The following is a 25,815-nucleotide window of genomic DNA, read 5'->3' as shown; positions in this document are numbered from 1 at the left end:
ACGATGTTTCTTATAACGTCTTATATCGATGCGATCTATATTTATGCCTTTTAGAGTTATCGAATATGCGAATCCGTTGGAGCGAGGCTTGCCCGCGAAGGTGTAGTTCAGGCGATGAAGATGTCGAATGAACAATCGATTCGCGGGCAAGCCTCGCTCCAGCGAATTCAACAAAATGCCAGACAAAAAAAAGCCCGGCACAGGGGACATGCCGGGCCCAACAAAAAGGGTTTATCAGAAGCGTGGTTTGACGGCTTTCCAGTCCGACTTGTAACGCTGCATTTGCTTCACGTCATCGCGCTGGCGAATGCCGCAGGTGAGGAATTGATCGTGCAGCTTGCCTAGCTGATCGCGATCCAGTTCAAGGCCCAGCCCCGGCGCGCGGGTGATTTTCACGCAGCCGTCGACAATCGGCAGCTTGCCGCCCTTGATCACTTCTTCTTCGGGTTCCTGCCACGGATAGTGCGTGTCGCAAGCGTAATCGAGGTTCGGCACCGAGGCCGCGACGTGGGCCATGGCCATCAGGCTGATGCCCAGGTGCGAGTTGGAATGCATGGACACGCCGAGACCGAAGGTGTCGCACATTTTCGCCAGCGCCTGAGTGTCGCGCAGACCGCCCCAATAATGGTGGTCTGCCAACACGATCTGCACGCTGTTCAGCGCCACGCTGCGGCGGAATTCGTCGAAGTCGGTGACCACCATATTGGTCGCCAGCGGCAGGCCGGTGCGTTTGTGCAGTTCGGACATGCCTTCCAGGCCCGGTGTCGGGTCTTCGTAATACTGCAAGTCATCGCCCAGCAGTTCGGCCATGCGAATCGAAGTTTCCAGCGACCAGTTGCCGTTCGGGTCAATGCGCAGCGGGAAACCGGGGAAGGCTTTTTTCAGCGCCTTGATGCACGACACTTCATGTTCCGGCGGCAGCGTGCCAGCCTTGAGTTTGATGCTCTTGAAGCCGTAAGCCTCGATCATGCGCCGCGCCTGGGCGACGATCTGTTCCTCGTTCAGCGCCTCGCCCCAGCTATCTGGCTTGTAGGGCGAGTCGACGTGTTCGGCGTATTTGAAAAACAGGTAGGCGCTGAACGGAATCTCATCGCGTATCGCGCCGCCCAGCAGATCCACCAATGGCACGTTGAGGTAATGCGCCTGCAAGTCGAGGAACGCCACTTCAAACGCCGAGTAAGCATTGCTTACCGCTTTGCTGGCGTGGGAACCGGGTGCCAGTTCCGCGCCGGCGATGCTCGCCGGTTTGTTGGCGGCAACCGTGGCCTGGACGATGGTGCGCAGTTGGTTGAGATTGAACGGGTCGAGGCCGATCAGCTGGTTCTGCAATTGCTGCTGGATCAACAGCGCTGGAGCATCGCCATAACTTTCGCCCAGCCCGATATAGCCATTGTCGCTTTCGATCTCGATGATCGAGCGCAGGGCAAAGGGTTCGTGGATACCGCTGGCGTTGAGCAGCGGCGGATCGCGGAAGGCGATTGGCGTGACGGTGACTCGTTTGATTTTCAAGAGGCAGCTCCCGATGGGCCAGATTTCAAGGCTTGGCGATTTACGGAGGTTTTCGAAACGGGGACTTCAACCGGCTTGCCGGTCAGCACGCTGGGCGTATCGCCACGGGGCGTGGTGCGGGCAAAGAAGATCACCACGGCGGCGACCAGCGAGGTAATTGCCAGGCCGTACAAGCCGCCTTCGATGGAACCGGTGGTCTGTTCCAGGAAGCCGAATGCCGTTGGTGCAACAAAGCCGCCGAGGTTGCCGATCGAGTTGATCAAGGCGATCACGGCCGCAGCGATTCGCGCATCCAGATAACCCTGAGGGATCGGCCAGAACAACGCTGATGCCGCTTTGAAGCCAATGGCGGCGAAGCAGATCGCAACGAAGGCGAAGATCGGCCCGCCGGTGGTGGACATGAACATACCGAACGCAGCGATCACCAGCGTCAAAGCGACCCAGGCTTGCTGGTATTTCCATTTGCCGGCCATTGCCGCGAAGCCGTACATCGCAATGATCGAGATGATCCACGGGATCGAGTTAAACAGGCCAACCTGGAAGTCGCCCAGATTGCCCATTTTCTTGATCATGCTTGGCAGCCAGAACGTGGCGCCATAGATGGTCAGGGCGATGGAAAAATAGATGAAGCAGAACAGCGCGATCTGCTTGTCGGCGAGTAACTTGAACATCGATGGCTTGACGGTCTGAGTCGCTTCACGAGCCCGCTGTTCCTCGGCGATGGCGCCAATCAGCGCGGACTTCTCTTCGTCGCTGAGCCATTTCGCTTCGCTGGGATGCGACTGCAACCAGAACCAGACAAAGCCGCAGAGGGCGATTGAAGCGAAGCCTTCGATGAGGAACATCCACTGCCAGCCATGTAGATTCAGCCCGTTGACGTTGAGCAGCGCGCCTGACACCGGTCCGGAAATTACTGACGCAATGGCCGAGCCGCTGAGAAACACTGCCATGGCTTTACCGCGATCTGCACCTGGCAGCCATTGGGTGAAGTAATAAATGATGCCGGGGAAAAAGCCTGCTTCAGCCGCGCCGAGAATAAAACGCAGTACATAGAAACTGGTCTCGCCCTGGACGAAAGCCATGGCCATGGCCGCGGCGCCCCAGGTGAACATGATGCGCGTTAGCCAGGCGCGGGCGCCGTAGCGTTGCAGCAACATATTGGAAGGCACTTCGAATATCGCGTAGCCGACGAAGAACAGCCCGGCGCCCAGGCCGTAGGCGGCAGCGCCAATGCCCAGGTCGGTTTCCATATGGCTGCGCACGAAGCCGATGTTCACCCGGTCGATGTAGTTGACGATGAACATGATGACGAACAGCGGCAATACGTGACGCTTGACCTTGGCAGCAGCCCGGGCAAGCGGTGTGGCGTCCGTCGGTGTTTGGACTTTGTTCACTGGGGCGACTCCCGATCATTATTTTTTTGGGGACGAGTCGATGATGGACGCAGTCTTTGTTCCGGTCTAATCTAGATTGGCACTTGATTGATACCCGGATTGAATCAATGTTCGAACTTGCCCAGTTGCGCTGTTTCACTACCGTGGCCACGGAACTCAACTTTCGCCGCGCCGCTGAACGCTTGAACATGACTCAGCCGCCGCTGAGCCGGCAGATTCAGCTGCTGGAACATCACCTGGGCGTCGCGCTGTTTACCCGCAGTACCCGCAGCGTGGCGCTGACCGCCGCGGGTCGGGCGTTTTTCATCGAAGCTCAGAATCTGCTGGAACGTGCGCAGCAGGCGGCGGCAGCGGCCAAGCGCTTCGCGGAAGGGGATATTGGCTCGGTGACCATCAGCTTCGTGGGCAGCGCTGTATACGAATTCCTCCCCAAGGTGATCGCCGAGGCGCGACTCAAACAACCTCACGTGAAAATCTCCCTGGAGGAGATGAACACCTATCAACAGCACGAAGCCATGCGCGCGCGACGCATTGATCTAGGCATCGTTCGCTCGCCGTTGCTGCAACCGGGTTTCGCCACCGAGTGCCTGGTGCGCGAACCGTTCCTGCTCGCCGTGCCCAGCACGCATCGTTTGGCGACGTCAGCGACGGTCGCGGTGACCGATCTGGATGGTGAACCGTTTCTGATGTACTCCCACGCGGCTTATCCGCCGTTCAACGAGCTGCTCACCGGCATGTTTCGTTCGGCGCGCGTGGCGCCGCAGTATGTGCAATGGCTGGGTTCGTCGTTGACGATTCTGGCGCTGGTCAACGCCGGTATGGGCCTGGCCCTGGTACCGCGCTGCGCCGCCAGCGTGGTGTTCAAAGGCGTGACCTTTCGCGAGATCGATCTGGGCGAGGGCGTGCAAAGCGAGCTGCATTTGATCTGGCGTTCTGACAACGACAACCCTGCGTTCACCATGCTGCTGGATGCAATTCGCGGCGCAGTGAACGCGGGCGGGGCGGCCTAAGCGTTGCCTGAATGCCGACGCTGCCACTCGTCCGCCACATCGCCCATGGTTTTTGGGCGACCATCATTGATCCAGGCCATGAATGGCCGGTCGAACTTGAACCCGTCCCCGCACTGCTCCGTCAGAAAACGACGCACGTTCTGGGTGTTCTTGTAGTGCTTGTCGATTTCGGTGGTACGGGTGATGGGATCGCTGTGCCAGTTAAGGGTCATTTCTGAATTCCGTTTTGGTTGTTGTAATGGCTGGATTGGTTGACGTGCGACATGACCACTGGGGCAACTGTGTTCTTCACCCAAAATGCGCGTAGGTCCGACGCCTCGCTAACAAGTTGGCTCCTACTTTAAACCCCGCGCCATCCGGTGCAGACTGTGTGAAAACTACTGCGCTCGACAATACTGCGTTAAAAACAGGCGAAAAATGCTCATTTAGAACACCTAGACTCCGCTTTTTCGCCTGTTTTNCCTTGTCTTGTCATCGCTCGTGACGTTTTCACACAGTCTGGGTGGGAGCGAACTTGTTCGCGAATCAGACGCCTCGGTGGATCAGACCGACCGCGTTATCGTTCTTCGCGGGCAAGCCTCGCTCCAACGGACGCGTTCCAATAAGAGCCCGCCAGTCCTGCGGAATGTACTCGCCTTATGGGTATCAGGTACGGCGCTTCGCGAACAGGCTTGCTCCTGCTGATCAGGTTGGTTATTGCGTCGCCTTGCGACTCTCCAGCACCGCTTCGCGCAGCACGTTGGACATTGCTTCAATCGAGTACGGCTTGGGCAGCAGCCGGAAATCCTCCACGCCTTCCTGGACGAATACTTCGCTGTATCCGGTGGTCAGCACCACTGGCAGGGTCGGATAAAGATGCTCGACCTCGCGGGCCAGTTCCAGGCCGGTGATGCCGGGCATCATGACGTCGGAAAAAATCACGTCATAGGTAGCAGCATTTCGGCTCAGCTCGGCCAGTGCGTCGTGGCCATTGGCTGCGCGGTAGGCGCGGAAGCCCAGTTCAATAAGCGTCTGGGTGGCGAAATCGCCGACGTCGTCGTTGTCCTCGACCACCAGAACGCTCAGGTTGGTGATGTCATCCAGTGAAATCTGCGAGGCTTGCAGTTCGTTGATGCTGGGCTGCGTGGTGCAGCGCGGCAGGTACAACGAGAACTGAGTGCCGCTGCCGAGCTGACTCTGGACCAGGATGTCGCCTTCCGATTGCTTGGCAAAACCAAATACCTGCGACAACCCGAGCCCGGTGCCATGGCCGACGCCCTTGGTGGTGAAGAACGGTTCGAAGATGTGCTCGATGTCATCGGAGTTGATGCCTTTGCCGGTGTCGGTCAGGTCGATACGGATGAAGTCTTCGATGCGTCGTGGGTGCGAGCGGGCGGCGGGCAGTTCAGTGACCGGCCGGACCCGGATGGTCAGCGTGCCTTCGCCTTGCATGGCGTCACGGGCGTTGACCGCCATGTTGACCAGCGCGTTATCGAACTGGCCGGTATCGGCCTTGATGAAGCACGGGTGATCCGGGACATCGATAATCACTTTGACCCGCGTCCCGGTGAACGAATCCAGCATGTCGCCGATGGAGTGGATGTTCTGGCAGACGTCGAATATTTCCGGTTTTAGTGCCTGTCGACGAGCGAACGCCAGCAGTTGGCCGGTGAGTTTGGCAGCCCGGTCTACGGTCGAAGAAATCGCATCAACGTAGCGAATGCGGCGGTCTTCCTGAACATTGGGCCGTTTGAGTAAATCAGTAGACGACTTGATCACCGTCAGCAGGTTATTGAAGTCGTGAGCGACACCGCCGGTGAGCAGGCCGACGGCCTCAAGCTTCTGGGATTGGCGCAAGGCTTCTTCGGACAGGCGCAATGCTTCAGTTGCCTCCCGCTCGGCCTGGATGTCGCGGCCGACGGCATGGATACAGGATTGATCAGGCACCGCAGTCCAGGACAGCCAGCGCCACGAGCCGTCCTTATGCTGGTAGCGATTGATGAAGTTGGGAATGCTGATGCCGTTGGCCAATTCAACGATAGCTGATCGGGTGTCTGCGACGTCATGGGGATGCACTAAATCCATGAATTCGCGGCCGAGCAATTCCTCTTCGGTCCACCCTAACAGCCTGGTCCAGGCCGGGTTCACCGCAAGGATCAAACCATCAATTCGCGCCACCAGCATGATGTCGGCGGACAGGCGCCAGAGGCGGTCAAGCTCGCGTGTACGATCGGTGACCCGTTGCTCCAGGGTTTCATTCAGATCAAGCAACGCGGCTTCGGCCTGCTTGGCGTCGGTGATGTCCCGGGACACGCAGAGCAGTTTTTCCGGCAGGCCGTCGCTGCCCAGTATCGGGCTGACACGTACGTCCCACCATTTGACAGTACCGGTCATGGTCGAAGCCTGACCCTGGAAAAAGCCATCGCGTCCCGATTTGGCCAGGGCAACGGCTGTATTTGCGTCGTGATGTCCCTGGTCTTGCCAGAAGTCCGGCCATGGGCAGCCCCTGATGGCATTGAAGTCACTGACTTCCATGACGTGCTGTCCGCCTTCGCTCATCCAGGTCAATCGGCCGTCGAGGTCCAGCACCTTGATGCAGTCCGTGCTGCTGGCCAGCACTCGCCTGTTGAATTCCTCGCTTGAGCGCAATAAAGCAGCGGAGTGAATCATTTCGGTGGTTTCGATAGGCTGGCACAACACGCCATCGACCGAACCTGTGTCGCCATAGATCGGCGAGAACGACAACGTCCACCACGTCTGCTCATCGGCGCCTGAGCGCTGCATGACGACTGGATGGTTTTCAATGCGGCAGGCGGATCCACCCAAAGCTTTTACCACCAAGGGGCGGACTTGCTCCCAGACTTCGCCCCAGAGCGTCGCGACGGGTTGGCCCATGGCGTCGCATTCGCGACTGCCGAGAACCGGGCGATAGGCGTCATTGAAGAAGAAGCGCAGTTCCGTGCCCCAGACCAGATACAGGCTGTCGGGCGAGTTGAGCATCAAACCCAGCGCATGACGCAATGCGAGCGGCCATGTCGCCAACGGCCCGAAGCTGGATGTCGACCAGTCATGGGCGCGAATCGCCTCACCGGCTTCGCCGCCGCCTGGCAGCAGGGTTGTAAGTGTATTCACAGGATAAAACTCATCGTTCGGTTCATCAGGCGCACCCTGCACTCCATTGATCAGAATGCGTCGAACATTCAGAGCCAGGTGGAACCGCCTGAACGGCGGGTTTTATTGCCCTTTTCGGAAGGTGCAATCATCTGATGATGTGACACTGCCGGCAGCAATAAATTGGATATTTTATCGAGAAAAGTTTGAAGGCCAGGCGGATATAACGCGCTAAACAGAAATAAGTATTCAACTTCATACATCTCTGTTCAATTCAAGTTGCAGGTTGGCATCGGGGAGGGCGTGCAGGTATTTACGAAGCGGGGCGATAGAGTGTGTTCGGTCAGTCAACATCAAGCACCGGACAGTGAACACTGCCGATGCCTGACGTTATATCGCTGGCTGTATTACACAGTTAGCCTTGAAGTGTCAGAGCGACCATTTCAACGAGAACATCAGGTTACGCGGATCGCCGTACTGGCCAGTCCCGCTTTCATTCGGGATGCCCTGCCAGTAGCGAGTGTTGAGCACGTTGTTGAAGTTGACGCGGCCGTCCCAATGCTCGTCGAACTTGTAGCCTGCCATCAGGCCGACAATGCCGTAAGCGTCCTGGTCAGCGGTGCCGTTACCCACGCGGTTGAAGGTTTTGCTCTGCGCGAACAGGTCGGCACCGACACGAACCTTGCTCAGCTCGCCTTGCAGGTTGTAGTGGGTGGCAGCCTTGAACAAATGCTTGGGCTGGTTTGGCGCGAACAGTTTGCCTTCGTTGCTCTCGGTGGCGTCTTTAACGTACTGGCTCAGCACATAGGTATAAGAAGCGGAGAACTGCCAGTTTGGCGTCAATGCGCCGCTCAACTCGGTGTCGATACCACGACTACGGACCTTGCCGGCTGCGCCGTAGCAGCTCCGGGCCGGGAAGGACGGGCGGTAGTTAGTTGCAGTTGAGATCTTTTTTCAGACGCGGGATTTTAAGGTTTGTCGGCTGGTTAGTGGCTGGCGTCAGCGGGCCAGCGGCAACGCATTGCGCTGGTCCAGAAGGTTCGCCATCAGCCAGGCATACAGCGTCAGGATGATGAAAAGGCCCATGCGCACTGCAAACGCTGTGTATACGTCCTTGCCTGCGGCGCTGTCCTGAACCGATTGGCCTAACAGGATGATCAGCGTGATCATGCTGTTGAGCCAGAATCCCGGAGTCAGTCGCGTCGGGATCAAGGCATACAGCTTGCGCGCCAGCACCAGGCCAAACAGCAGCATCCACAGAAAAAACATCCATAGATGAACAAACAGACTGAGGGCGCACCAGAACAGGATCGCCAGCAGACCGCCGAGCAATGTCGAGCCGATCAACTCGCGACCGGCATTGCGGGCGGTGATCATGGAGGTCTGTTGGCCAAGGCTCACGGCCTTGAGGATGATCGGCAAATAGCTGGCCGGATCGTGCAGCGCGAGCAGAAATGTCGGCAGGACAATGAGGGTGGCGCGCAATGCCATTTGACCGACTTGCGTGGCAGGCAAGGTTCGGGCAGCGGGCGGCGCGGCTGCATCCACGGTTTCGGGAAACAGCCAGTGACTGACGGCAACCACCACCACGGCGAGGATCAAGCCTTTGACCAACGCCTCAATGACCATCGCCGCCAAGGCAAAACTGGCGATCCCCGCCGAGGAGATCATGGTCAGACCGATGATCAGAAATGTGACGATCAGGTTGTTGCCGCCACGCAGCCCAAGGCGGAATGCCAGGAACAGACCAGCGCTGACCAGCAGTACGCCGCTGAGCGGGTAATAACGCAGGATCGGGATCAGCACCAGACCCAAACCCGTGGTCAGCAACGCGGCCAGCGCGAGTGCCACGCCCGCCTTGAACGTCAGCGGGCGAGCAAGCGTGGACAAAAGCAGCAAGGCCAGTACCGGAGCCACGAAAGGAATCGGTAATCCCAGGCCGAAACTGGCCGCCAGACACAGCGCCGTGCCGGTCGCCAGGCGCAGGGCGCGCTGATCGCGTGGTCCGCGCTCAATAGGCCTGCGCTCAATAGGCATAGGAGAGCCAGCTCATCATTGCCACGAACAAACGGCCCAGCAGGTTCAGTGGATTACCCTGAACGGGAAACGCCATTATTTCGGCTTGTCCTCCGGCGCGGATCGCGCCGCTGTCTTGCAATCGGGTCTTCGATGCAGCGGAAAACTCGATGATCACAGGAAAGCGTTGCGCCGGACGCAACCAGTCGCGGCTGTTCTGAATGCTGGGCAAGGTCCCGGGCGCCGGCGGTTGCCCCACGCTCACGCCGAAGCCGATGCTGCGCACGCGTCCGGCAAACACCTCGCCGGGTAGCGCATCCAGAATGATCGCCACCGGCGTCTCGGGCTTGATCAGGCCGAGGTTGTTCTCGGTCATGTCCGCGCTGATCCACACATCATGAATGGCGATCAGGGTCATCACCGGTGTACCGGCGGCGGCAAATTGTCCGACGTCAGTGCGCAAATCGGTGATCAGTCCCGAGGAGCGCGCGCGAACGCTGGTATTGGCCAGATCCAGCTGGGCCTTGGACAGCGCCGTGGCGGCACTGCGCAAAGTGGCGTTGACCTCGTCGTTGCCGCCTTCCTGTTCGCGGGCCCGCTGAACCTCGGCGCGGGCAGCGGCCACCTGGCTGACCGCCTGTTCGAGGCTGGCGCGGGACACTTCCAGCAGACGTACCGATATGGTTCCGCGATCCTGCCGATACAGGCCTTCAAGACGCTGATTGTCCTGCCGTGCCTTGAGTTCGTTCGCTTGCGCCGCGCGCAGGGAAGCTTGCGCAGAGACAATTCCCGCGCTGCTCGCGCCGATTTGCCGACGCGTGGATTCAAGGTCGGCTACGGCGCGGTCTACCGCAATCTGATAGGGCTGCGGGTCCACCTCGAAGAGTATGTCGCCGATTTTGATGTCCTGATTGTTGCGCACGTTCACCTGGATAACGCGACCCGCGACTTCTGCGGCCACCGGAACAACAAACGCACCGACTCGCGCCTGTTGCGTGTAGGGCGTGAAGCGGTCCGCCAACAAATACCATCCCAGGCTCAGGACGATCAGCAAGAGCACCCATTTGATGCCTTTTTTGGTCGGATCAGCCGCTGGTGGCGGTGCTTTGGCAGCGGGCGCATCAGGCGAGGGCGGGGCGACTTCACTCATGTTCGTTCACCGTGTCGGGTTGGCGAAGGGCAGGCGCTGCAACCGCGGGCTCATCCATGAGTCCGCCCCAGTCGGAGCGTTCCTGCATAACCCTGCGGGTGGCCGGATCGACTGTAGGCTGGGCGCTGTACCAACCGCCCCCCAAGGCTTTGTACAGATCGATGAGATTGTTGACGGCATCGCTGCGGGCAAGCAGGTAATTGTCCTGTTGATCGAGCAAGGCCCGCTGCGCATCCAGCACCCGCTGAAAGTCGGAATAACCTTCGCGATACTGCGTACTCGCCAGGACCAGCGAGCGTCTGGCCGCCATCTGGGCTTGCTGCAGGATTTGTTCGCGCTGCAAGGATTTGATCAGGCCATAGGCCGCATCGTCTGCCTCACGGGCAGCCTGACGCACCTTTTCGCGATAGACCTCGATCAACTGCTGCAATCGTGCATCCTGAACCCGAACGTTATTGCTGATTCGGCCGTGGTCGAACAGGTTCCAGCGCAGACTCGGGCCACCCACGCTGTCCAGGCTTCGAGACGTGCCACTGAGTGAATCAGTCGACCATACGATGCTGCCGAGCAACGTCAACGACGGGTAGAAGTCGCTTTGCGCCACGCCGATCAGTGCGGACTGGGAGGCGACATCCAGCTCGGCGGCGCGAACGTCGGGGCGGCGGGTCAGCAGCATGGCCGGTACTTCCTGCAGCACGGCCCGGTTGACCAGTGGAATCAGCCCTTCATTGCTCGCCAGCTCCGAAAAGGCGCCGGGAGGTCGCCCAACCAGCCCCATCAATGCGTTGCGGGTCCGTTGCACCTGGTCTTCAAGGCTGGGGATGATGCTCAGCGTTCCGAGGTATTGGGTGCGGGCCTGCTGGAGATCCAGCTCGGCAGTTTGGCCGCTGTTGAACAGGCGTTGCGTTATCTCGAAGTTGCGTTTTTGCTGCTCGGCGTTTTCCCGAGCCACACGTAATCGCGCCTCGGTCGTACGCACAGCAAAGTAAGTGGAAGCGACTTGAGCGCGCAGTAACACCAGCGCGTCCTCATAGTTGGCTTGCGCCGCGAACCAGGCGGCATCGGACGATTCGATGGCGCGACTGAAACGTCCCCAGAAATCCAGCTCCCAGCCGACGTCAAAGCCAGCGCTGTATTGCCAGAAATGGCTGTCTTGCGGATTGCTCCCGCCCGATTGCCTGCGATTGAAGTACAAGGCGTCGGCACTGGCCTGCTGCACTTGCGGGTAGCGGGCGCTTTGCGCGATGCCCAGTTGGGCGCGCGCCTGCATCACGCGTAACCCGGCGATTTTCAGGTTGGCGTTGTGTGCATCGGATTCGGCGATCAGCCGGTCGAGAACCGGGTCGTCGAAAATTTTCCACCATTGGCGCACGTCCGGGGCTGTCCCGCGTTGGCTGGATTGCTCAAGCGCCGGACTTGTCCAGCGCTCGACCCAGGCTTCGCCCGGAGGCTGGAACTCCGGTCCCACGCGCATGCAGCCTGCGAGGCTGAAGATCCCCAAGAGAAGAAGCTGGCCCAGCGGAATCAGCGTGGCTATGCCTGGGTGCATCAAGTGCTTTCCTTCAACGAAGGTCACTGAAGCGTGGCCGATCGGATGGAGACCTGATTGATGCCATCACGACCTGAAACTACCCGGACCTGCTCGCCTCAACCAAGCTTGGTCGTTTTAGCGTAGTCCCTGCTACGCTATTCGGAGGGTCGTACGAGCAGCTGAAAATCAATAAAAAAGGGACGATGACAATGAACACCAAAGACAGTGTCGCGCCTCACTCTGCCGGTTGGCGCTTCAAGGCAGGCATCGCAATTATCTGTGTGATGGCAGGTTCCTGGATAACAGTTCCGATCATGGCGGCGGTCGGCGTGCCTGGTTCAAGGATCGCAGCCCTGACTGGCATCCTGTTCATCAGTAACAAGGTCCTGCTGATTCTTGTCATTGCGATCATGGGCAAGTCCGGATTCCAGCAATTGAAGCGCAGCGTGTTCGGCTATGTCTCAAATCTGGCCCCCTCTGTCGACCTCGAAGTAGGTCCGACTCGTCACAAGATCGGCGTAGTCATGTTCTGCTTGCCGCTCATCGCTGCATTTCTCGAACCCTATATCGACACCATCTGGCCAGGACTGCGGCCTAACCTCTGGCAGGCCCAGGCACTGGGGGACGCAATGTTTATCGGCAGCTTCTTCGTCCTGGGCGGGAATTTCTGGGACAAAGTGCGCGCGTTATTTATCCGGACCGCGCGTGTCGTGAATGAGGTTGCGGGCTGAATTGGGGTGAGCAGGAGGCGAGGTGGTGACCGGGCAGTGATAAAACCATACAGCCAGACACAAGAAAGCCCGCACGAGGCGGGCTTCTTGATTGGTCTACAGGCTTCCGAATACACAGTCATTTGAACCAAAAGTATAACTATATGTAATTTATAAAATTTTTACTGATCTAGATCGCCTGGCATACAGGTAGGCATACAAGCTTTCGTGTGACGGCATTCCCTCGTGGCAGGGTTGGGGGTTCGGTCTCCAGCCGGCGATGTTAGTGAATTGAAGAGTTTCGTTACATCTGTAATCAAAACGACGGAAATCGTAACGATCTCGAAATCATCGCTCCTCATGCTCGCACTCAAATTTAGTGCGTGAGGTATGCGATGAAACGTTCAACTGATGAAGCCAAACAACCTGAAATGGGGGGGCTGCGTGGTGCCGCGCTTCTCAATAGCGCTCGGTACAATAAAGGCACAGCCTTCACCCCTACCGAGCGCGAAGCCTACGGTCTTGATGGCTTGCTTCCTCCTGCGGTAGAGACTATTGAGCGGCAGGTGGAGCGCGTCTTGCAACATCTGGAAACTAAGACCGACGACCTGGAAAGCTATATTTACCTAACCGGCCTGCTTGATCGCAATGAGACGCTATTCTTCAAAGTCATAATGTCCGATCCCGCCCGTTTCGTGCCCATTCTCTATGACCCCACCGTTGCCGATGCCTGCCTACAATTTGGACATATCTACCGCCGGACACGTGGTATGTACATCAATCGCCACATGAAAGGCCGCATGGCTGACGTACTTCGGGCTTGGCCCGAAAAGGACATCCGGTTTATTTGCATTTCCACGGGCGGGCGGATATTGGGCTTGGGCGATATCGGCGCAAACGGGATGGGCATCCCTATCGGAAAGCTCCAGTTGTACACCGGCTGTGCGGCTGTACCTCCTGATTGCTTATTGCCGGTACTATTCGATATTGGTACCAACAACGAAGTGCTACGTGCCGATCCATTCTATCTGGGCTTGCGTGAACGGGTGCCAAGCGAACAGGAACTGGACGAACTGACAGAGGAGTTCGTTGACGCGGTTCAAGAAGTGTTTCCAGACTGCTGTATCCACTTCGAGGATTGGAAAGGCATCGACGCTTTGCGCATGCTTGAGCGGTATCGGGACAAAATACTGTGTTACAACGACGATATTCAGGGGACTGCCAGCATTGCATTAGCTGGCATCACCACAGGATTGCAGATCAATCAAACTCAATTGGTGGATCAGCGCATTTTGTTCCTCGGGGCGGGGTCTGCTGCGCTGGGTATCTCTTCGTTGATTTGTGCGCAAATGTGCAGCATTGGTCTGAGTGAAGAACAAGCGCAATCCAGGATATCAATGATCGATATCAAGGGGTTGCTGGAGCCTTCCCGTACCGATTTGAGCAAAGAACAGAAGCCCTACGCCCATCCAGGGAAGTCTAATAGCAGCTTGCTTGAGGTTATAGAATCCTTCAAACCCACTATCCTGATCGGGGTCAGCACACATGGCGGGGCTTTCAATCAGCAAGTGATTGAAGCCATGAGTCGCAACAACGAGCGGCCGATTATCTTCGCATTGTCTAACCCTACCCATAAAGCCGAATGCACCGCCGAGCAAGCCTATACCTGGTCCGAGGGGCAGGCGTTATTCGCCGCCGGCGTACAATTTGACGACGTCCATTTCAGCGGTCGCGTCTTCCACCCTGGCCAGGCCAATAACTTCTATATCTATCCCGCTATCGGCCTGGCAACGTTTGTGACACGCACCAAACGCTTGACTGATGGTTGCTTCATTGCCGCCGCGCAGGCCGTTGCCGATCAGGTGGGCCCAAACGAACGAGCCACGGGCCGACTGTTTCCCGGCCAGGAAAACATCCTCGAATCGGAAATAACGACTGCTACCCGGGTTGCAGAATATATTTTCGATCAGGGCCTCGCCGAAGTTGAGCGCCCGGCAGATGTCCGCGGTTGGATTGAGTCGCAACTGTACAAAGCACAGTACTAAACAGAATGGGCGACAGGGCGCCAATAGCGTCTTGCCGCCATTTTTATGTGGTTCAGGAGTGGCGGTAAATGACGTATTCACCCTTCGATACGCTTCGCCAATATCCAGAGCTGGCGGTTTATCTCGTGCTGGCGCTCGGGTTCGGGCTGGGCAAGGTGAAGATCAAAGCTTTCAGCTTGGGTGTGGTGACGTGCACCTTGATAGCTGGTTTGCTCATAGGCCAAGCAGAAATCCATATTTCGTCGGTATTATCGTCTACGTTCTTTATGATGTTTTTGTTCGCTGTGGGGTACGGCGTAGGCCCGGAATTTTTCCGTGCGCTTAAAAGCGATGGTTTGCCTCAAGTCGCATTCTCAACGCTTATCTGTTGCTCTGGCCTAGCCTGTGCCTATGTATTGGCGCGGATATTGGGCTACGACGCGGGCTTGGCTGCCGGTTTACTTTCGGGTGGTTATACCAACTCAACGGTGCTGGGTGTCGCCAGCGATGCCATTACACGAACGACATCGGATCAGGTGGCCGCTGCCAAGATGCTTTCCCTGATGTCCGTGGCTTATGCCGTTACCTATCCGTTCGGCACAGCGGGCGCGGCCTGGTTTCTGGCCACCCTGGGGCCTAAACTGCTTAAGGTTGATTTGCCGGCTGTCTGTAAGGAATACGAACAGCAGATGGCGGGCGGTTCGCTGACTTCGGATGGTCCTTCCGCCTACCGGGAGATATCTGCAAGAGCTTATCGCTTGACCAATCCCGCTTTACAGGGCTTGACAGTCGCCCAGTTCGAGGACCACTTCAGTCAGGATCAACTTTTCGTACGGCGACTTGAGCATGACGGCAAGGTGCAGGATTGCGAAGGTACCACGGTCCTTCCCGCTGACGGGGTGCTGGTTATCGCGGCTCACCTTGGTACATTGGTCGGATTGGAGAAACATATCGGGCCTGAGATCGATGATGGAAAGGCGCTGGACTTTCCTACTGAGCAGCTAGATGTAGTGATCACCCGTAAGCAGGCCCAAGACAAAACCATTGGCGAATTACTTAAGGCTAACCGCAATCGCCATGGTCGAGGGGTATTTTTGTGTCGGCTAAGTCGAGAAGGAGTAGAAGTTCCACTGTTCCCCACTTCGCGAATTGCGCATGGCGATGTGTTGACTCTGCTGGGGTCCAAACAGGACGTCGCCATTGCCGCCAATCACTTGGGTTACCCAGATCGTCCGGTAGTGATGTCAGACATGTTGATCATGTGCATTGCCGTTGTTGTGGGTGGTTTGCTAGGGGCTATCACCATACATGTCGGGGGAATCCCCCTGAGCTTCGGTTCATCGGTGGGTGTGCTGATTGCGGGTCTCATATGCGGCTATCTGCATGGTCGATTCCGCACGTTCGGACGTATTCCCGGATCCGCCTTGTGGGTGTTCAACAATGTTGGTCTCAATGGTTTCATCGCTATTGTCGGCATTAATGCCGGGCCCGGTTTGATCAGTGGGTTACACGACTATGGGGTAACGCTGGTCTTGTGCGGCGTCGTGGTGTCACTGCTGCCATTATTGCTGGGTATTTACCTAGGCAAGTATGTGTTCCGCTTTCATCCGGGAATCACGCTAGGGGCCTGTGCTGGCGCCCGCACGACCACGGCGGCCCTCGGAGCACTTGAGAGCGCTTCGCAAAGCAAAGTTCCTGCCTTGGGCTACACGGTTTCCTATGCTGTGGCGAGGATATTGCTTGCGATCTGGGGAATGGTCATTGTGATGGTTTTTCACTGACAACCTGAAAGATTGATCTGAAACGGTATAAGTATTCTTCTCCATGAAACACTTGTAATGTCACTGGGGGGACAGTGCTACGTTGGACAGAAATGTTCTCTATGGCCTTTCGTTTTTGGGATGGTTGAGGAAGAACGATGAATGCTCCACCGATTCCTCACATATTGGCGGTCGATGATGACCCCGCCATTCGTGGGCTCGTAGCCAGTTACCTAAGCGAAAATCAGATGCGTGTGACGCTGGCCGCCAGTGGCAAAGCCATGAACGCCATACTAAAGGAGCAGGGCGTGGATCTAATCCTTCTAGACCTGCGCATGCCGGGCGAGGATGGCCTACACATCCTCAGGCGTTTTCGTGAGCATTCAGCGACACCAGTGATCATCGTTTCCGGTTTGCTCGATGATGCTGACTGCATCATGGGCCTGGAACTTGGCGCCGATGACTATCTCACCAAACCATTTAACGCTCGCGAATTGCTGGCCAGAATTCGATCTGTGTTGCGAAGGGCCCGGCTGACGCAAGAGCACGCTAATGTAGCGACGGTGAGCGGCTATCGCTTCGACGGCTGGACATTGGATACAAACTCCCATTTTTTGCAAGCCCCCTATGGTGAGCGCATCGAGTTGACAAACGGTGAATTCAACCTACTCATTGCTTTTCTGGCCTCGCCACAGCACATACTGTCCCGTAGTCAACTGGTCCAGGCCAGCCATTTGCATGACGACGTATTTGACCGCTCAGTAGATATCCAGATACTGAGGCTGCGGCGCAAAATCGAAAGCGACCCTTCACATCCGCGTTATATCAAAACGGAGCGCGGCGTCGGCTATCGCTTCGATGCGCAGGTAGTCAAATGCTTTGCCTCCTCCTCTACGGGCCCGCCTGAATGAATCGAGAGTCCATCTCTTCGGTGCAGGTCGCGCGCTCTGGTCGATCCGCCCGATATTGGCAGCCATCCTTTATCGTCGGTGGAACACTATTACTTGTATCTGTTCTGCTACTGGGAACCATCTGGAACATCGTCTCGGCCCGGAACGTTGCGCTGCAGGACAATCAAAGATCCATGCAGAGTCTGGCAACTGTACTGGCCGAGCAAAATGCTGATGCGCTGCGGCCGTTGGAAGGAGTTCTGCGAAATGTGCGGTCATGGCACGCTAAATATGGCTTCCGCAGGCTTGATCCAGCACAGGTGAACCGGTTTCTTAGTTGGCAGATCAGTGCTATGCCGCAGGTTCATATGCTTAATATCGCAGATAAATGGGGTCAGCGCCGGTTCAGCTCTGAAGCGGACCCAGCGAAAGTGATTGATGTTAGCCAGCGCGACTACTTCCGAGAACTCCTCCTCCGCCCACGTCAACAGCCGCTAATAGGTAAGTCGATTATCTCGCTGGCCGACGCCAAACCGACCTTCGTCATGGCAGTGCGCCTAGAGGATCAAAGACAGCAATTCAGCGGGATCGCTTATATCCTAGTGGATCCACTCTACTTTCAGACATTTTATGCGCGTGTCCAGACGGGCGAGGGGACGGCGGTGCAACTGCTGGATAGCACTGGGAATACGCTTGTTTCTTTCACTGACGTTGGCGCTGATAGCCCACCCGAGGAGGCGGCCCCTGTCCGGTTGACTGCCGAACAAAGCGCGCCCAGTTCTTCGTTGAGAGTGCGAGTGTCGCGGATGCAAAGTCAGGTACTTGCTCCGTGGCGTTGCGCCTCACTTCAAAGTGCGTTACGGACAATGGTACTGGCTTTCCTCACAGTCTGTATGGCGATTGGCCTACAGCGGCAGATGAAGCGTCGCAAGCAATCTGAGACCCGACTGGAGTTTAACGAGCAGCTTTGGAAGGGGGTGTTTGAAAGCGCGAAAGTGGGTATCGCGCTCATTGGGCAGGACGGGCATTATCTGGCTGCAAACCCTGCTTATCAGCGCATGCTTGGCCGCTCCTGGGAGCATTTGAATGAGCGTACTATCGAGGCGTTTCTCCTCGACGAAGATCGGGCTCTTGTCCAATCGAGCCTAAAGTGCCTTCGCAGCCGCCAATGCGATACCGCTAACGAGCAAGCCCAATACTTGCGTCCTGACGGCAGTATCTGCTTGGCCGAACACAGTATTGTGCGCATGGCGACTGATCAGCGTACAGACGATATGTTGCTGGTATGCACGGAGGATATTAGTGAACGTCATGCTCAACAGCAGCAGCGCCTACGACTCGAGGCACGCCTGCAGCACGCTAGAAAGCTTGAGGCGCTGGGTACATTCGCCAGTGGTGTGGCCCATGATTTCAACAACCTCCTCGCGGCGATCCTGGGTTACAGCGAACAGGCGTATAACATGCTCGCCACTCAGCCTCTAGCGCAGCAGCATTTGCAGCAAGTACTCCAGGCCAGCCAGCGTGCTCGCGAGTTAGTAGCCAGCCTTATTACCTTCAGCCGTACGCGGCCCCAAGCCATGACTACACCCGTCGCCTTGTTGCCCTTGTTGGAGGAAGCCTTGAGGATGATCGAGGTGCAACGCGCAAGTGTCATCGTTGTCACCTTGGATGTTCCCTTCGCCCAAGCCTGTACGCTTGGTTCAGCGCCTGCGCTCCTGCAAGTGATGATGAATCTGAGCTCTAATGCCCTGCAAGCCATCGAGGGGCGGGGGACTCTAAAGATCACACTTACAGATGTTCAGTTCTACGAGCCCGTACTCCTCTCCCATGGCGTACTGGAGGCGAAATCCTACTGTTGTGTCACCTTTGTCGATAGCGGATCGGGCATGACTACTGAGGTGATGGAGCACCTGTTCGATCCGTTTTTTACGACCAAACCGGTCGGCCAAGGCACAGGGCTTGGACTGTCCGTGGTGGACAGCATTGTGCGCGACCATCAGGGTGCCCTTAATGTGCAGAGCGAGGTGGAAAAAGGCACTTGCATCGAGTTGTACCTGCCTGCCACTGACTTGCGGGTAGCGGTGCAAGAAGAACCCGCCGTGTTAGAGGTTGATGGCGCTGGCCGCGGACAGGTCGTTTTGCTTTTGGACGACGAACCGGCATTAGTCGTCCTCAATGAAGAAATTTTAGCAAGGCTGGGTTATGAACCCGTTGGTTTTCAAACCCCGCAAAAGGCTTGGCAGGCTTTTATGGCGCAACCAGAACGCTTTGACGTGATCATCACTGACCAGAACATGGCACCAGAAAGCGGGCTCCAATTGGCTGCGCGGATACGTGAAGTGCGGCCTGATATAACCATCATCCTCTACAGCGGGGCATGTGATCAAAGTCTTCGAAAACGGGCTCAGCAGATCGGGGTGTCGGCAATCTTACAAAAACCATTATTGGAAGTAGAGCTTGCTAACGCTTTGCGAGTCGCTTTGGAGCCACAGCGGTAGATAGCACCGAGTGGAGAGCCGGGGCAGATTAAGATGTCGTTTGAGGGTACCGATTTCGCTGCTGATTAAAAATATCCGGTTATGCCGCAGATACTCGGCAGATATCAGCGTCGTCCGCAATTCTACCCCGGCGCTGGCGGACGCCTAGCGCCTGGTTTAGTGTTGTTACGAGATGGCGAATTCACTCGATACTCAGTTGGAGAACTCGATCACCATCCTGCCTTTGATTTTGCCCTGCTGCATTTCTTCGAAAATATCATTGATTTCATCGATCTTGCGTGGCGTCACCTTCGGTACCACCTTCCCATCGGCCGCGAACTCGAACGCTTCAACCAGATCTTGGCGGGTTCCGACCAGCGACCCTATCACTTCGATGCCATCTAGCACCAATCGTAACCGTCCGGCGAGCACCCTCTCCTGACAGCCCTCCAAATTGGCCAAGATAGTGGACACCATTTTTTAGTGGACACTATCTTGGATACAGTTGCCCCAGCCCGTCGAGCCGGTCGCCGCCCCAACTTTTCGTTGGACTTTAAACGCCAAGTCGTCGAAGCCACCTTCCAGCCGGGAGCTTCAGTGTCGTTGATCGCTCGCGAACATGACGTCAATGCCAACCTGGTTTTTCGCTGGCGGCATCAATATCAGGAAGGGTTATTCGGCCCTGTCAGCCAGAGCGCAACGCTTTTGCCCGTCCAGGTGATCGAGGCGCCAATGGATCTGCTGCAAGTTGTCCAGCAACAGGTAGAGTGTCATTCCGAGATCGCTGTTGAGGTAGGAAAAGCCAAGCTGCGTATCACAGGCGCACCAGATCCGCAGACGCTGCAATTCGTCTTGCAGCAGTTATTGCGATGATTGCCCCACCCGCTGGAACCCGTATCTGGATCGCCGCCGGCGTCACGGACATGCGCCGTGGCTTCGATGGATTGGCGGCCTTGGTGCAAACTCAACTTGCAGCCGACCCGTTCTCCGGTCAGATCTTCGCCTTTCGCGGACGGCGCGGTGACCGGATCAAGCTGTTGTGGTGGGATGGCGACGGCTTGTGCCTGTTTTGCAAGCGGCTGGAACAAGGACGCTTTGTCTGGCCGCAAGCAACCAGCGGCAGCGTCTCGCTGACCGCTGCGCAGTTGTCGATGCTGTTGGAAGGCATTGATTGGCGCAGGCCAATTCGTACAGCACCCGTCCTCGCGGTCTGACTTGCCGCGCTGAAAAACTCCAAAGTAACATTCGGTCATGACTCTCGTGACCGACTCCCTGCCGAACGATCTCCAAGCCTTGAAGGTTTTGGTCGCTGCCCAGCGCGCAGAGATCGAGCGCTTGAAGATGATGATCGCCAAGCTGCGTCGCACGCAGTTCGGTCGCAGCTCCGAGCAACTGGAGGCGATGATCGACCAGCTCCAGCTGAGTCTTGAGGAACTGGAGGTCAACCAGACTGAACTAACGCCTCCAGTCGAACCGCCAACTCGCACCGTCTCTCGGCGCAAGCCGTTACCTGAACACCTGCCTCGCGAAATCCACGTGCATCAGCCCGAGTCGCAATGTTCTGGCTGCGGTGGGACGCTTCGCCATTTGGGTGAGGATGTGTCCGAAGTGCTGGAGTACGTTCCGGCACGTTTCAAAGTCATTCGCCATGTCCGCCCGAAGTGGGTTTGCCGCTGCTGCGAGCACATCGCCCAAGTGCCGGCGCCGAGTCGTCCGATAGCCCGAGGCCTTGCAGGCCCGGGGTTGTTGGCCCATGTGCTGGTCTCCAAGTTTGTCGATCATCTTCCCTTGTATCGCCAGTCCGAGATCTACGCCCGTGAGGGCGTGGATCTGGAGCGCTCAACCCTGGCCGACTGGGTCGGCCAGAGCAGTCAGTTGCTGCGACCACTGATCAACGCCCTTGAGCGCCACGTCATGAGCGGTCACAAAGTCCATGCCGACGACACGCCGATTGGCGTGCTCGCGCCGGGCAACGGCAAAACCAAAACAGCTCGCCTGTGGACGTACGTGCGCGACGACCGACCTGCCGGTGACACGACACCGGCGGCGGCGGTCTGGTTTGCCTACTCGCCGGATCGCAAGGGGCAGCATCCCCGCGCTCATCTCAAGTACTTCAGCGGGATCTTGCAGGCTGACGGCTATTCTGGTTTTGCTCAGCTGTCGGCAGGGAAGGCTAGGGGCAGATTCGAGTGGAACCTCAGATACAAGAAAGCCCGCACGAGGCGGGCTTCTTGAGGTGATTCATAGACTGCTGTAGACATCTATGGATCGGTACTTGGTGGCTACACAGGGACTTGAACCCCGGACCCCAGCATTATGAATGCTATGCTCTAACCAACTGAGCTATGTAGCCAAGTGGCGCGCATTATTCGTGGATAACGGATATGTGTCAAGCGTTGTTCTGAAAAATTTATGCGTATGATCAAGCGGTTAGGATTTCGCCTTCAACCCGCGGCCTGCAATTTTGTCCGGACCTAGCGAAACATGTCGTCCAGAAGGTCCTGATTTCCCCATTCATCAAGCGTCTCGCGATGGGCGCGCAGCCAAGGCTTGATGTATTTCGCATCCTGCTTCAGCTCGTCTACCAGGTATTCAAGATCGAAAAGATCTTCCTTCAGTTCGCCCAGTTTTCGGTTGCATTTGCGGGGCACGCCGGCGGGTTTGGTGGTCCCGAATGGTTCCAGCTCGAACTGCTCGTTGAATATCATGTTGCGCAGGCTGATCTCTTCCTCCAGCTCCTTGACCTGCTCAGCCAGCACCCGGTTGTAATGCTTGATGCGCCCCTGCGGCAGATTGCTGACGTGGTCACTGTCGATCTGTTCGATCTCGAGTTGCAGCTCCAGCAGGCTCAGAAGATCCTTTGCGGCATAGGCATGGTTCACCCGTTGCATGAGCGCTGTTTTCCGGTTGCGCTCGACATCATCGGTTTCCCGATCCGGATGGAGTGCGCTGGCAAGCTTGCGGTAGATTTCGCGAATTGACTGGCTGCCTTTGGTCAGTTCTTCTTCCTGGCGAATTTCGCGCGTGGTTTTCTTCCAGGGGGCTGACTGTTTGAGAGGCTCACTCGCCTCATCGCTCAGCTTGGCAAATAAAATCTCGGCCAGTTCCTCGGGGGTAGTTGCGCTGTCGTCATCGAGTTCGACATCGTATTCGCGCTCCAGAAAAGTCTTGAACTGAGCCGTCTCTTCTTCTTGAAGAGTATCGAAATCAACTCCAGCGTGCCGGGTGAAGATCTCTTTCAGTTCTGCCGCCTGCGGATGGCCGTCATCTATCAGGGTCTGAGCCAGTTCGCAGACGACGCCATCGAGTGTTCCCAGATCATTTTTGTTGAATTTCATTCGCATGCTGGCGGCGTCGAGGATGAGCAGTAACTCCAACTGATAACCCTGCAGCTTTTCCAACGTTGGCGTGAATTCTGTCGCCCATAGCTTGCGGTACGTCAATTCGGCGCTGTTCCACGCCTCAAGGGTGCCTCGGTGGGTTTGAATCTTCTTTAAAAGGCTGTTGAAGCGTTTCTGATCGGAACTAGGTTTCGGTCCATCGGGTTGGGAAGTCACACTCAGTTGCGGGCGATCACCAGCCATTTTCCTATTCCTCCTGCTTAAAATGCCAAAAGCGTAATCTTCATTGATGTATTTGTGCACTGGCTGATGAAAAACACGAGGTTTCCTACATCAAACTGATAATCGGTCCTACGGTCCGAATCTTGCTACGTTGTGCCATTAGTCAAAGAGTTGTTTCCTACAGCCTGCTCAGTTTCCGTTGGTGCGAATAATAAAAAATCAGGCGACTATCGCCGTTTAATCAATAGCATGGCATTTTGCCGTTAGCGTATTTCAGTGATAACTGCCACGGCTGCTGCCGTGTTTGCAGAGCGTCCAGGGGAGTAGTCGGGCATGTACAGTGTGTTATCACCGGGAATGCGGTTGCTGGGACGGTTCCGTTTTGCTCGCAAGTTTCAGGTTCTGTTTCTGTTATTCATGCTGCCGCTGGTGGGCAGTTTGTGGATGATCGGGCAGGATTACCGCAGCAAACTTGCGTTGATTTCGGGCGAACGTTCGGGTGTTCGCCAGTTATTGGCGCTGGATGTGCTTGATCGCGAGCTTTCAGGGCAGCGCGATAACGCTGCTCGCTGGAAGGCCGCCGACATTCTTCGTGAGCCGACTCCGGCCGCCAAAGCGGCGATGTCTGCCATGGATGCGGCGAATCCACGTATAACGCAGGCGCTTGAATCGTTGGGCGCCACGCTCAAGACCGAGCGCGCCGACGCCGACGCCGATGTCGCGAAACGGTATGAAACGTTGCAAGCTTCAGTCACGGGCATGGACATCGCTTCATTGCGTACGGTGGGCTGGTGGCCGGATGGCTATGACCGTTTCACTACGGCGCTGAGCAATCTTCAGGCGTTGCGCGAGCAGATCGCCACAGACAGCGGCTTGATCCTCGACCCGTGGCTCGAAACCTATCTATTGATGCAAATGTCGACGCAGCAGATCCCGGAGCTGATCGAACGGATCGGGCGCATGGCAAGTATCGGGCAAACGTCGGTGGTAACCGGCCAGTTCAGTCTGCAAAGCCGCCTGCAAGTGCGCGAGCTGCGTGGCCGGATCAGCGATGCCCGCGATCAGATGCTCAAGACGGGTGCGGCGCTGCAGGCCAAGCTGCCTGCGGAGTTGCGCACCTGGGCGGACGAGTACAACGCCACCATGCAACGCCTGGACACGGAACTGAAAGTCCTGGATGACGGTGTCTTTGGCGGCAGTATCAAACTCGATCCGCCAGCGTTCGAGCGCAGTGTTGATGCGCTGCTCGGCGATCTGGCCACGCTACGCAATCACTCGCTGGATTCACTGGATACGCGCCTGGCGTATTACCGCGAAAAATCCAACATGCAGTTCATCCCCATTGGCATTTGCTTTGGCTTGCTGCTGTTGGCCGCGCTTTATCTGTTCGCCTGTCTGCAAGCGTCGATCCGGCGCAGTGCCAGCGGCATCACGACCCTGGCTGAGTCCCTTCGCGATGGCAACCTGTGCGTTCAGGTCAAAGTGGAAGGCCGTGACGAACTGGCTGTGATCAGCACCGCGCTTAACGTTGCCGTGGTCCAGTTGCGCACCAGCTTGCTGGGCGTCAATCACGAAACCTTGCAGCTCGGACATGCCGTCCTGACCCTGAATGCCCAGTCCAGCGGCACACTTAATGAAGTTGAAGAACAGCAGCTTCAGATCAGTCAGATTGCAGCGGCTGCTACCCAATTGGCTGCAACCTCTCAAGGCGTGGCGCGAAGCTGTGAGCAAGCGTCCGACAGCGCCCGGCAAACGCGCAAGATTGCCGAGGAGAGCAGCCGCGACAGTCAGCGCACCACGGACAGCATTCAACAGCTCAATCAGCGTCTGACGGATACCGCGTCTGCGTTGGGACGGGTCAGTGAGCAAGGCCAGCAGATCCAGTCGGTGGTGGATGCTATTCGCGGCATCGCCGAACAAACCAACTTGCTGGCGCTCAATGCGGCCATCGAGGCGGCGCGGGCCGGTGAGCAGGGGCGTGGTTTTGCGGTGGTAGCCGATGAAGTACGCAGCCTGTCGCAGCGCACGCAAGCGTCCACCGCGCAAATCGCCAGCACGGTCGACAGCTTGCGCTCGACAGTGAGCCAGGCAGTCGGGCTGATGGAAGCCGCATGCGGCCAAGCCATCACCGATGCCGAGTCGGTGACCGGGCTGGGTCAGCGTCTGGTGGAAATCGCCAGTGCGGTGCAAGGCGTTACCGACACCCTCGCGCAAATTTCCACGGCAGTGGAAGAGCAGGCCAGTACGGCCGATGAAGTCAGCGGCAATATCCAGCAAGTCGATCAGGCGGCGGGGCGTTTGCTCGATGGCGCGCGTGCGGTGAATCAGGCGGCGGATACCTTGAGCAGAGGCAGTCGTGCATTGAGCGACAACACGGCTCGGTTCCGTCTGGATTGATGCCCAACCGGATGATTGGGTAGGCGCCAACGTGTTGGCGAAGCGGTGTATCAGGTACGCCGCTCGCCAACAAGGTGTAATTCGTTGGAGCGAGGCTTGCCCGCGAAGAACCATAACGCGGTGGTCTGGGTCCACCGAGGCGCCTGATTCGCGAACAAGTTCGCTCCCGCAGTTTCTGTTTTCCGCGTGTTTGAATGCGCCGAATTTTTATGCTGTCCCGCTTTTGGTGTTCTGTTTAAGGCAACAATAAATCCAATCAGCAATATTGGTGTGAGCCCTCACGCTACCCATACT

18 protein-coding genes, 1 tRNA gene and 4 pseudogenes are annotated in these 25,815 nt (G+C 57.1%); 11 read left to right on the top strand and 12 right to left on the bottom strand.

Going from position 1 to position 25,815, the window contains the following annotated elements; genetic code table 11:
- Positions 1-234 precede the first annotated feature (234 nt).
- Entirely contained in the window at positions 235-1,509 is a 1,275-nt protein-coding gene (locus AFK24_RS11280; protein WP_065833312.1) for a glucarate dehydratase family protein, read from the bottom strand.
- Positions 1,506-2,903 (bottom strand): MFS transporter, encoded by a 1,398-nt coding sequence (locus AFK24_RS11275; RefSeq protein WP_065833311.1) that lies wholly within the window; start codon positions 2,901-2,903, stop codon positions 1,506-1,508. The genes AFK24_RS11280 and AFK24_RS11275 overlap by 4 nt, the downstream gene beginning before the upstream one ends.
- A 107-nt stretch (positions 2,904-3,010) precedes the next feature.
- Between AFK24_RS11275 and AFK24_RS32040 the strand changes: the two are divergent.
- A pseudogene (locus AFK24_RS32040) lies at positions 3,011-3,187 on the top strand (LysR family transcriptional regulator); the annotation flags it as partial.
- Here AFK24_RS32040 and AFK24_RS32035 read toward each other — a convergent pair.
- A pseudogene (locus AFK24_RS32035) lies at positions 3,161-3,370 on the bottom strand (hypothetical protein); the annotation flags it as partial. The pseudogenes AFK24_RS32040 and AFK24_RS32035 overlap by 27 nt on opposite strands.
- On the opposite strand from AFK24_RS32035, the gene AFK24_RS11270 reads away from it, so the two are divergent.
- Positions 3,281-3,913, top strand: coding sequence for a LysR substrate-binding domain-containing protein (locus tag AFK24_RS11270; RefSeq protein WP_430962156.1), 633 nt, complete (start codon positions 3,281-3,283; stop codon positions 3,911-3,913). The pseudogene AFK24_RS32035 and the gene AFK24_RS11270 sit on opposite strands and share 90 nt — an antisense overlap.
- Here AFK24_RS11270 and AFK24_RS11265 read toward each other — a convergent pair.
- The 6 genes from AFK24_RS11265 to AFK24_RS11240 form a co-directional block, all read right to left on the bottom strand.
- Positions 3,910-4,125, bottom strand: coding sequence for a DUF6434 domain-containing protein (locus AFK24_RS11265; RefSeq protein ID WP_065833309.1), 216 nt, complete (start codon positions 4,123-4,125; stop codon positions 3,910-3,912). The two genes, AFK24_RS11270 and AFK24_RS11265, sit on opposite strands and share 4 nt — an antisense overlap.
- A gap of 481 nt (positions 4,126-4,606) precedes the next feature.
- Positions 4,607-6,892: a hybrid sensor histidine kinase/response regulator gene (locus AFK24_RS11260; RefSeq protein WP_240500377.1), complete on the bottom strand. Its 2,286-nt coding sequence runs from the start codon at positions 6,890-6,892 to the stop codon at positions 4,607-4,609.
- A gap of 540 nt (positions 6,893-7,432) precedes the next feature.
- A complete protein-coding gene (locus AFK24_RS11255; RefSeq protein ID WP_430962155.1) occupies positions 7,433-7,951 on the bottom strand; it encodes a TonB-dependent receptor domain-containing protein in 519 nt (172 codons plus the stop codon).
- A gap of 51 nt (positions 7,952-8,002) precedes the next feature.
- Positions 8,003-9,040 carry a DUF2955 domain-containing protein gene (locus AFK24_RS11250; protein WP_065833307.1) on the bottom strand — a complete coding sequence of 346 codons (1,038 nt, stop codon included), beginning with the start codon at positions 9,038-9,040 and terminating at the stop codon, positions 8,003-8,005.
- A complete protein-coding gene (locus AFK24_RS11245; protein ID WP_065833306.1) occupies positions 9,030-10,169 on the bottom strand; it encodes an HlyD family secretion protein in 1,140 nt (379 codons plus the stop codon). Before AFK24_RS11245 ends, AFK24_RS11250 begins: the two co-directional genes overlap by 11 nt.
- Positions 10,162-11,718, bottom strand: a complete 1,557-nt coding sequence (locus tag AFK24_RS11240) for an efflux transporter outer membrane subunit (protein ID WP_065833305.1) — start codon at positions 11,716-11,718, stop codon at positions 10,162-10,164. The genes AFK24_RS11245 and AFK24_RS11240 overlap by 8 nt, the downstream gene beginning before the upstream one ends.
- Positions 11,719-11,909: 191 nt before the next feature.
- Here AFK24_RS11240 and AFK24_RS11235 point away from each other — a divergent pair, with 191 nt between their 5' ends.
- The 5 genes from AFK24_RS11235 to AFK24_RS11215 all read left to right on the top strand — a co-directional run bounded on the left by AFK24_RS11235 (position 11,910) and on the right by AFK24_RS11215 (position 19,582).
- A complete protein-coding gene (locus AFK24_RS11235) occupies positions 11,910-12,431 on the top strand; it encodes a transporter suffix domain-containing protein (protein ID WP_430962153.1) in 522 nt (173 codons plus the stop codon).
- Positions 12,432-12,805: 374 nt separating this feature from the next.
- Positions 12,806-14,455, top strand: a complete 1,650-nt coding sequence (locus AFK24_RS11230) for an NAD-dependent malic enzyme (RefSeq protein WP_065833303.1) — start codon at positions 12,806-12,808, stop codon at positions 14,453-14,455.
- Between the two features lie 68 nt (positions 14,456-14,523).
- A complete protein-coding gene (gene aspT / locus AFK24_RS11225) occupies positions 14,524-16,215 on the top strand; it encodes an aspartate-alanine antiporter (RefSeq protein ID WP_065833302.1) in 1,692 nt (563 codons plus the stop codon).
- 137 nt (positions 16,216-16,352) lie between these two features.
- Complete coding sequence (locus AFK24_RS11220; protein WP_065833301.1) at positions 16,353-17,105, top strand: response regulator transcription factor; 753 nt, start codon at positions 16,353-16,355, stop codon at positions 17,103-17,105.
- Positions 17,102-19,582, top strand: coding sequence for an ATP-binding protein (locus AFK24_RS11215; protein WP_080482128.1), 2,481 nt, complete (start codon positions 17,102-17,104; stop codon positions 19,580-19,582). Before AFK24_RS11220 ends, AFK24_RS11215 begins: the two co-directional genes overlap by 4 nt.
- A gap of 192 nt (positions 19,583-19,774) precedes the next feature.
- Here AFK24_RS11215 and adhP read toward each other — a convergent pair.
- A pseudogene (adhP, locus tag AFK24_RS11210) lies at positions 19,775-19,975 on the bottom strand (alcohol dehydrogenase AdhP); the annotation flags it as partial.
- 69 nt (positions 19,976-20,044) lie between these two features.
- Here adhP and tnpA point away from each other — a divergent pair.
- The 3 genes and pseudogenes from tnpA to tnpC all read left to right on the top strand — a co-directional run.
- The gene (gene tnpA, locus AFK24_RS11205; RefSeq protein ID WP_240500376.1) at positions 20,045-20,434 is read left to right on the top strand and encodes an IS66-like element accessory protein TnpA; all 390 of its coding nucleotides are present in this window, start codon (positions 20,045-20,047) and stop codon (positions 20,432-20,434) included.
- Positions 20,431-20,775 (top strand): IS66 family insertion sequence element accessory protein TnpB, encoded by a 345-nt coding sequence (gene tnpB, locus AFK24_RS11200; RefSeq protein ID WP_065833298.1) that lies wholly within the window; start codon positions 20,431-20,433, stop codon positions 20,773-20,775. Before tnpA ends, tnpB begins: the two co-directional genes overlap by 4 nt.
- Before the next feature lie 37 nt (positions 20,776-20,812).
- Positions 20,813-21,727, top strand: a pseudogene (gene tnpC, locus AFK24_RS11195) (IS66 family transposase); the annotation flags it as partial.
- A 110-nt stretch (positions 21,728-21,837) separates the two neighbouring features.
- On the opposite strand, the gene AFK24_RS11190 reads toward tnpC, so the two are convergent.
- A tRNA-Met gene (locus AFK24_RS11190) sits at positions 21,838-21,914 on the bottom strand.
- A 121-nt stretch (positions 21,915-22,035) separates the two neighbouring features.
- Positions 22,036-23,145 (bottom strand): J domain-containing protein, encoded by a 1,110-nt coding sequence (locus tag AFK24_RS11185; protein ID WP_065833297.1) that lies wholly within the window; start codon positions 23,143-23,145, stop codon positions 22,036-22,038.
- 312 nt (positions 23,146-23,457) lie between these two features.
- On the opposite strand from AFK24_RS11185, the gene AFK24_RS11180 reads away from it, so the two are divergent.
- Entirely contained in the window at positions 23,458-25,521 is a 2,064-nt protein-coding gene (locus tag AFK24_RS11180; protein WP_065833296.1) for a methyl-accepting chemotaxis protein, read from the top strand.
- Positions 25,522-25,815 lie beyond the last annotated feature (294 nt).

It is taken from the genome of Pseudomonas syringae, assembly GCF_001698815.1.
GTDB classification, from domain to species: domain Bacteria; phylum Pseudomonadota; class Gammaproteobacteria; order Pseudomonadales; family Pseudomonadaceae; genus Aquipseudomonas; species Aquipseudomonas syringae_A.
Note: the sequence above shows the minus strand (reverse complement) of the source record. Positions and strands in the feature narration are given on the sequence as shown.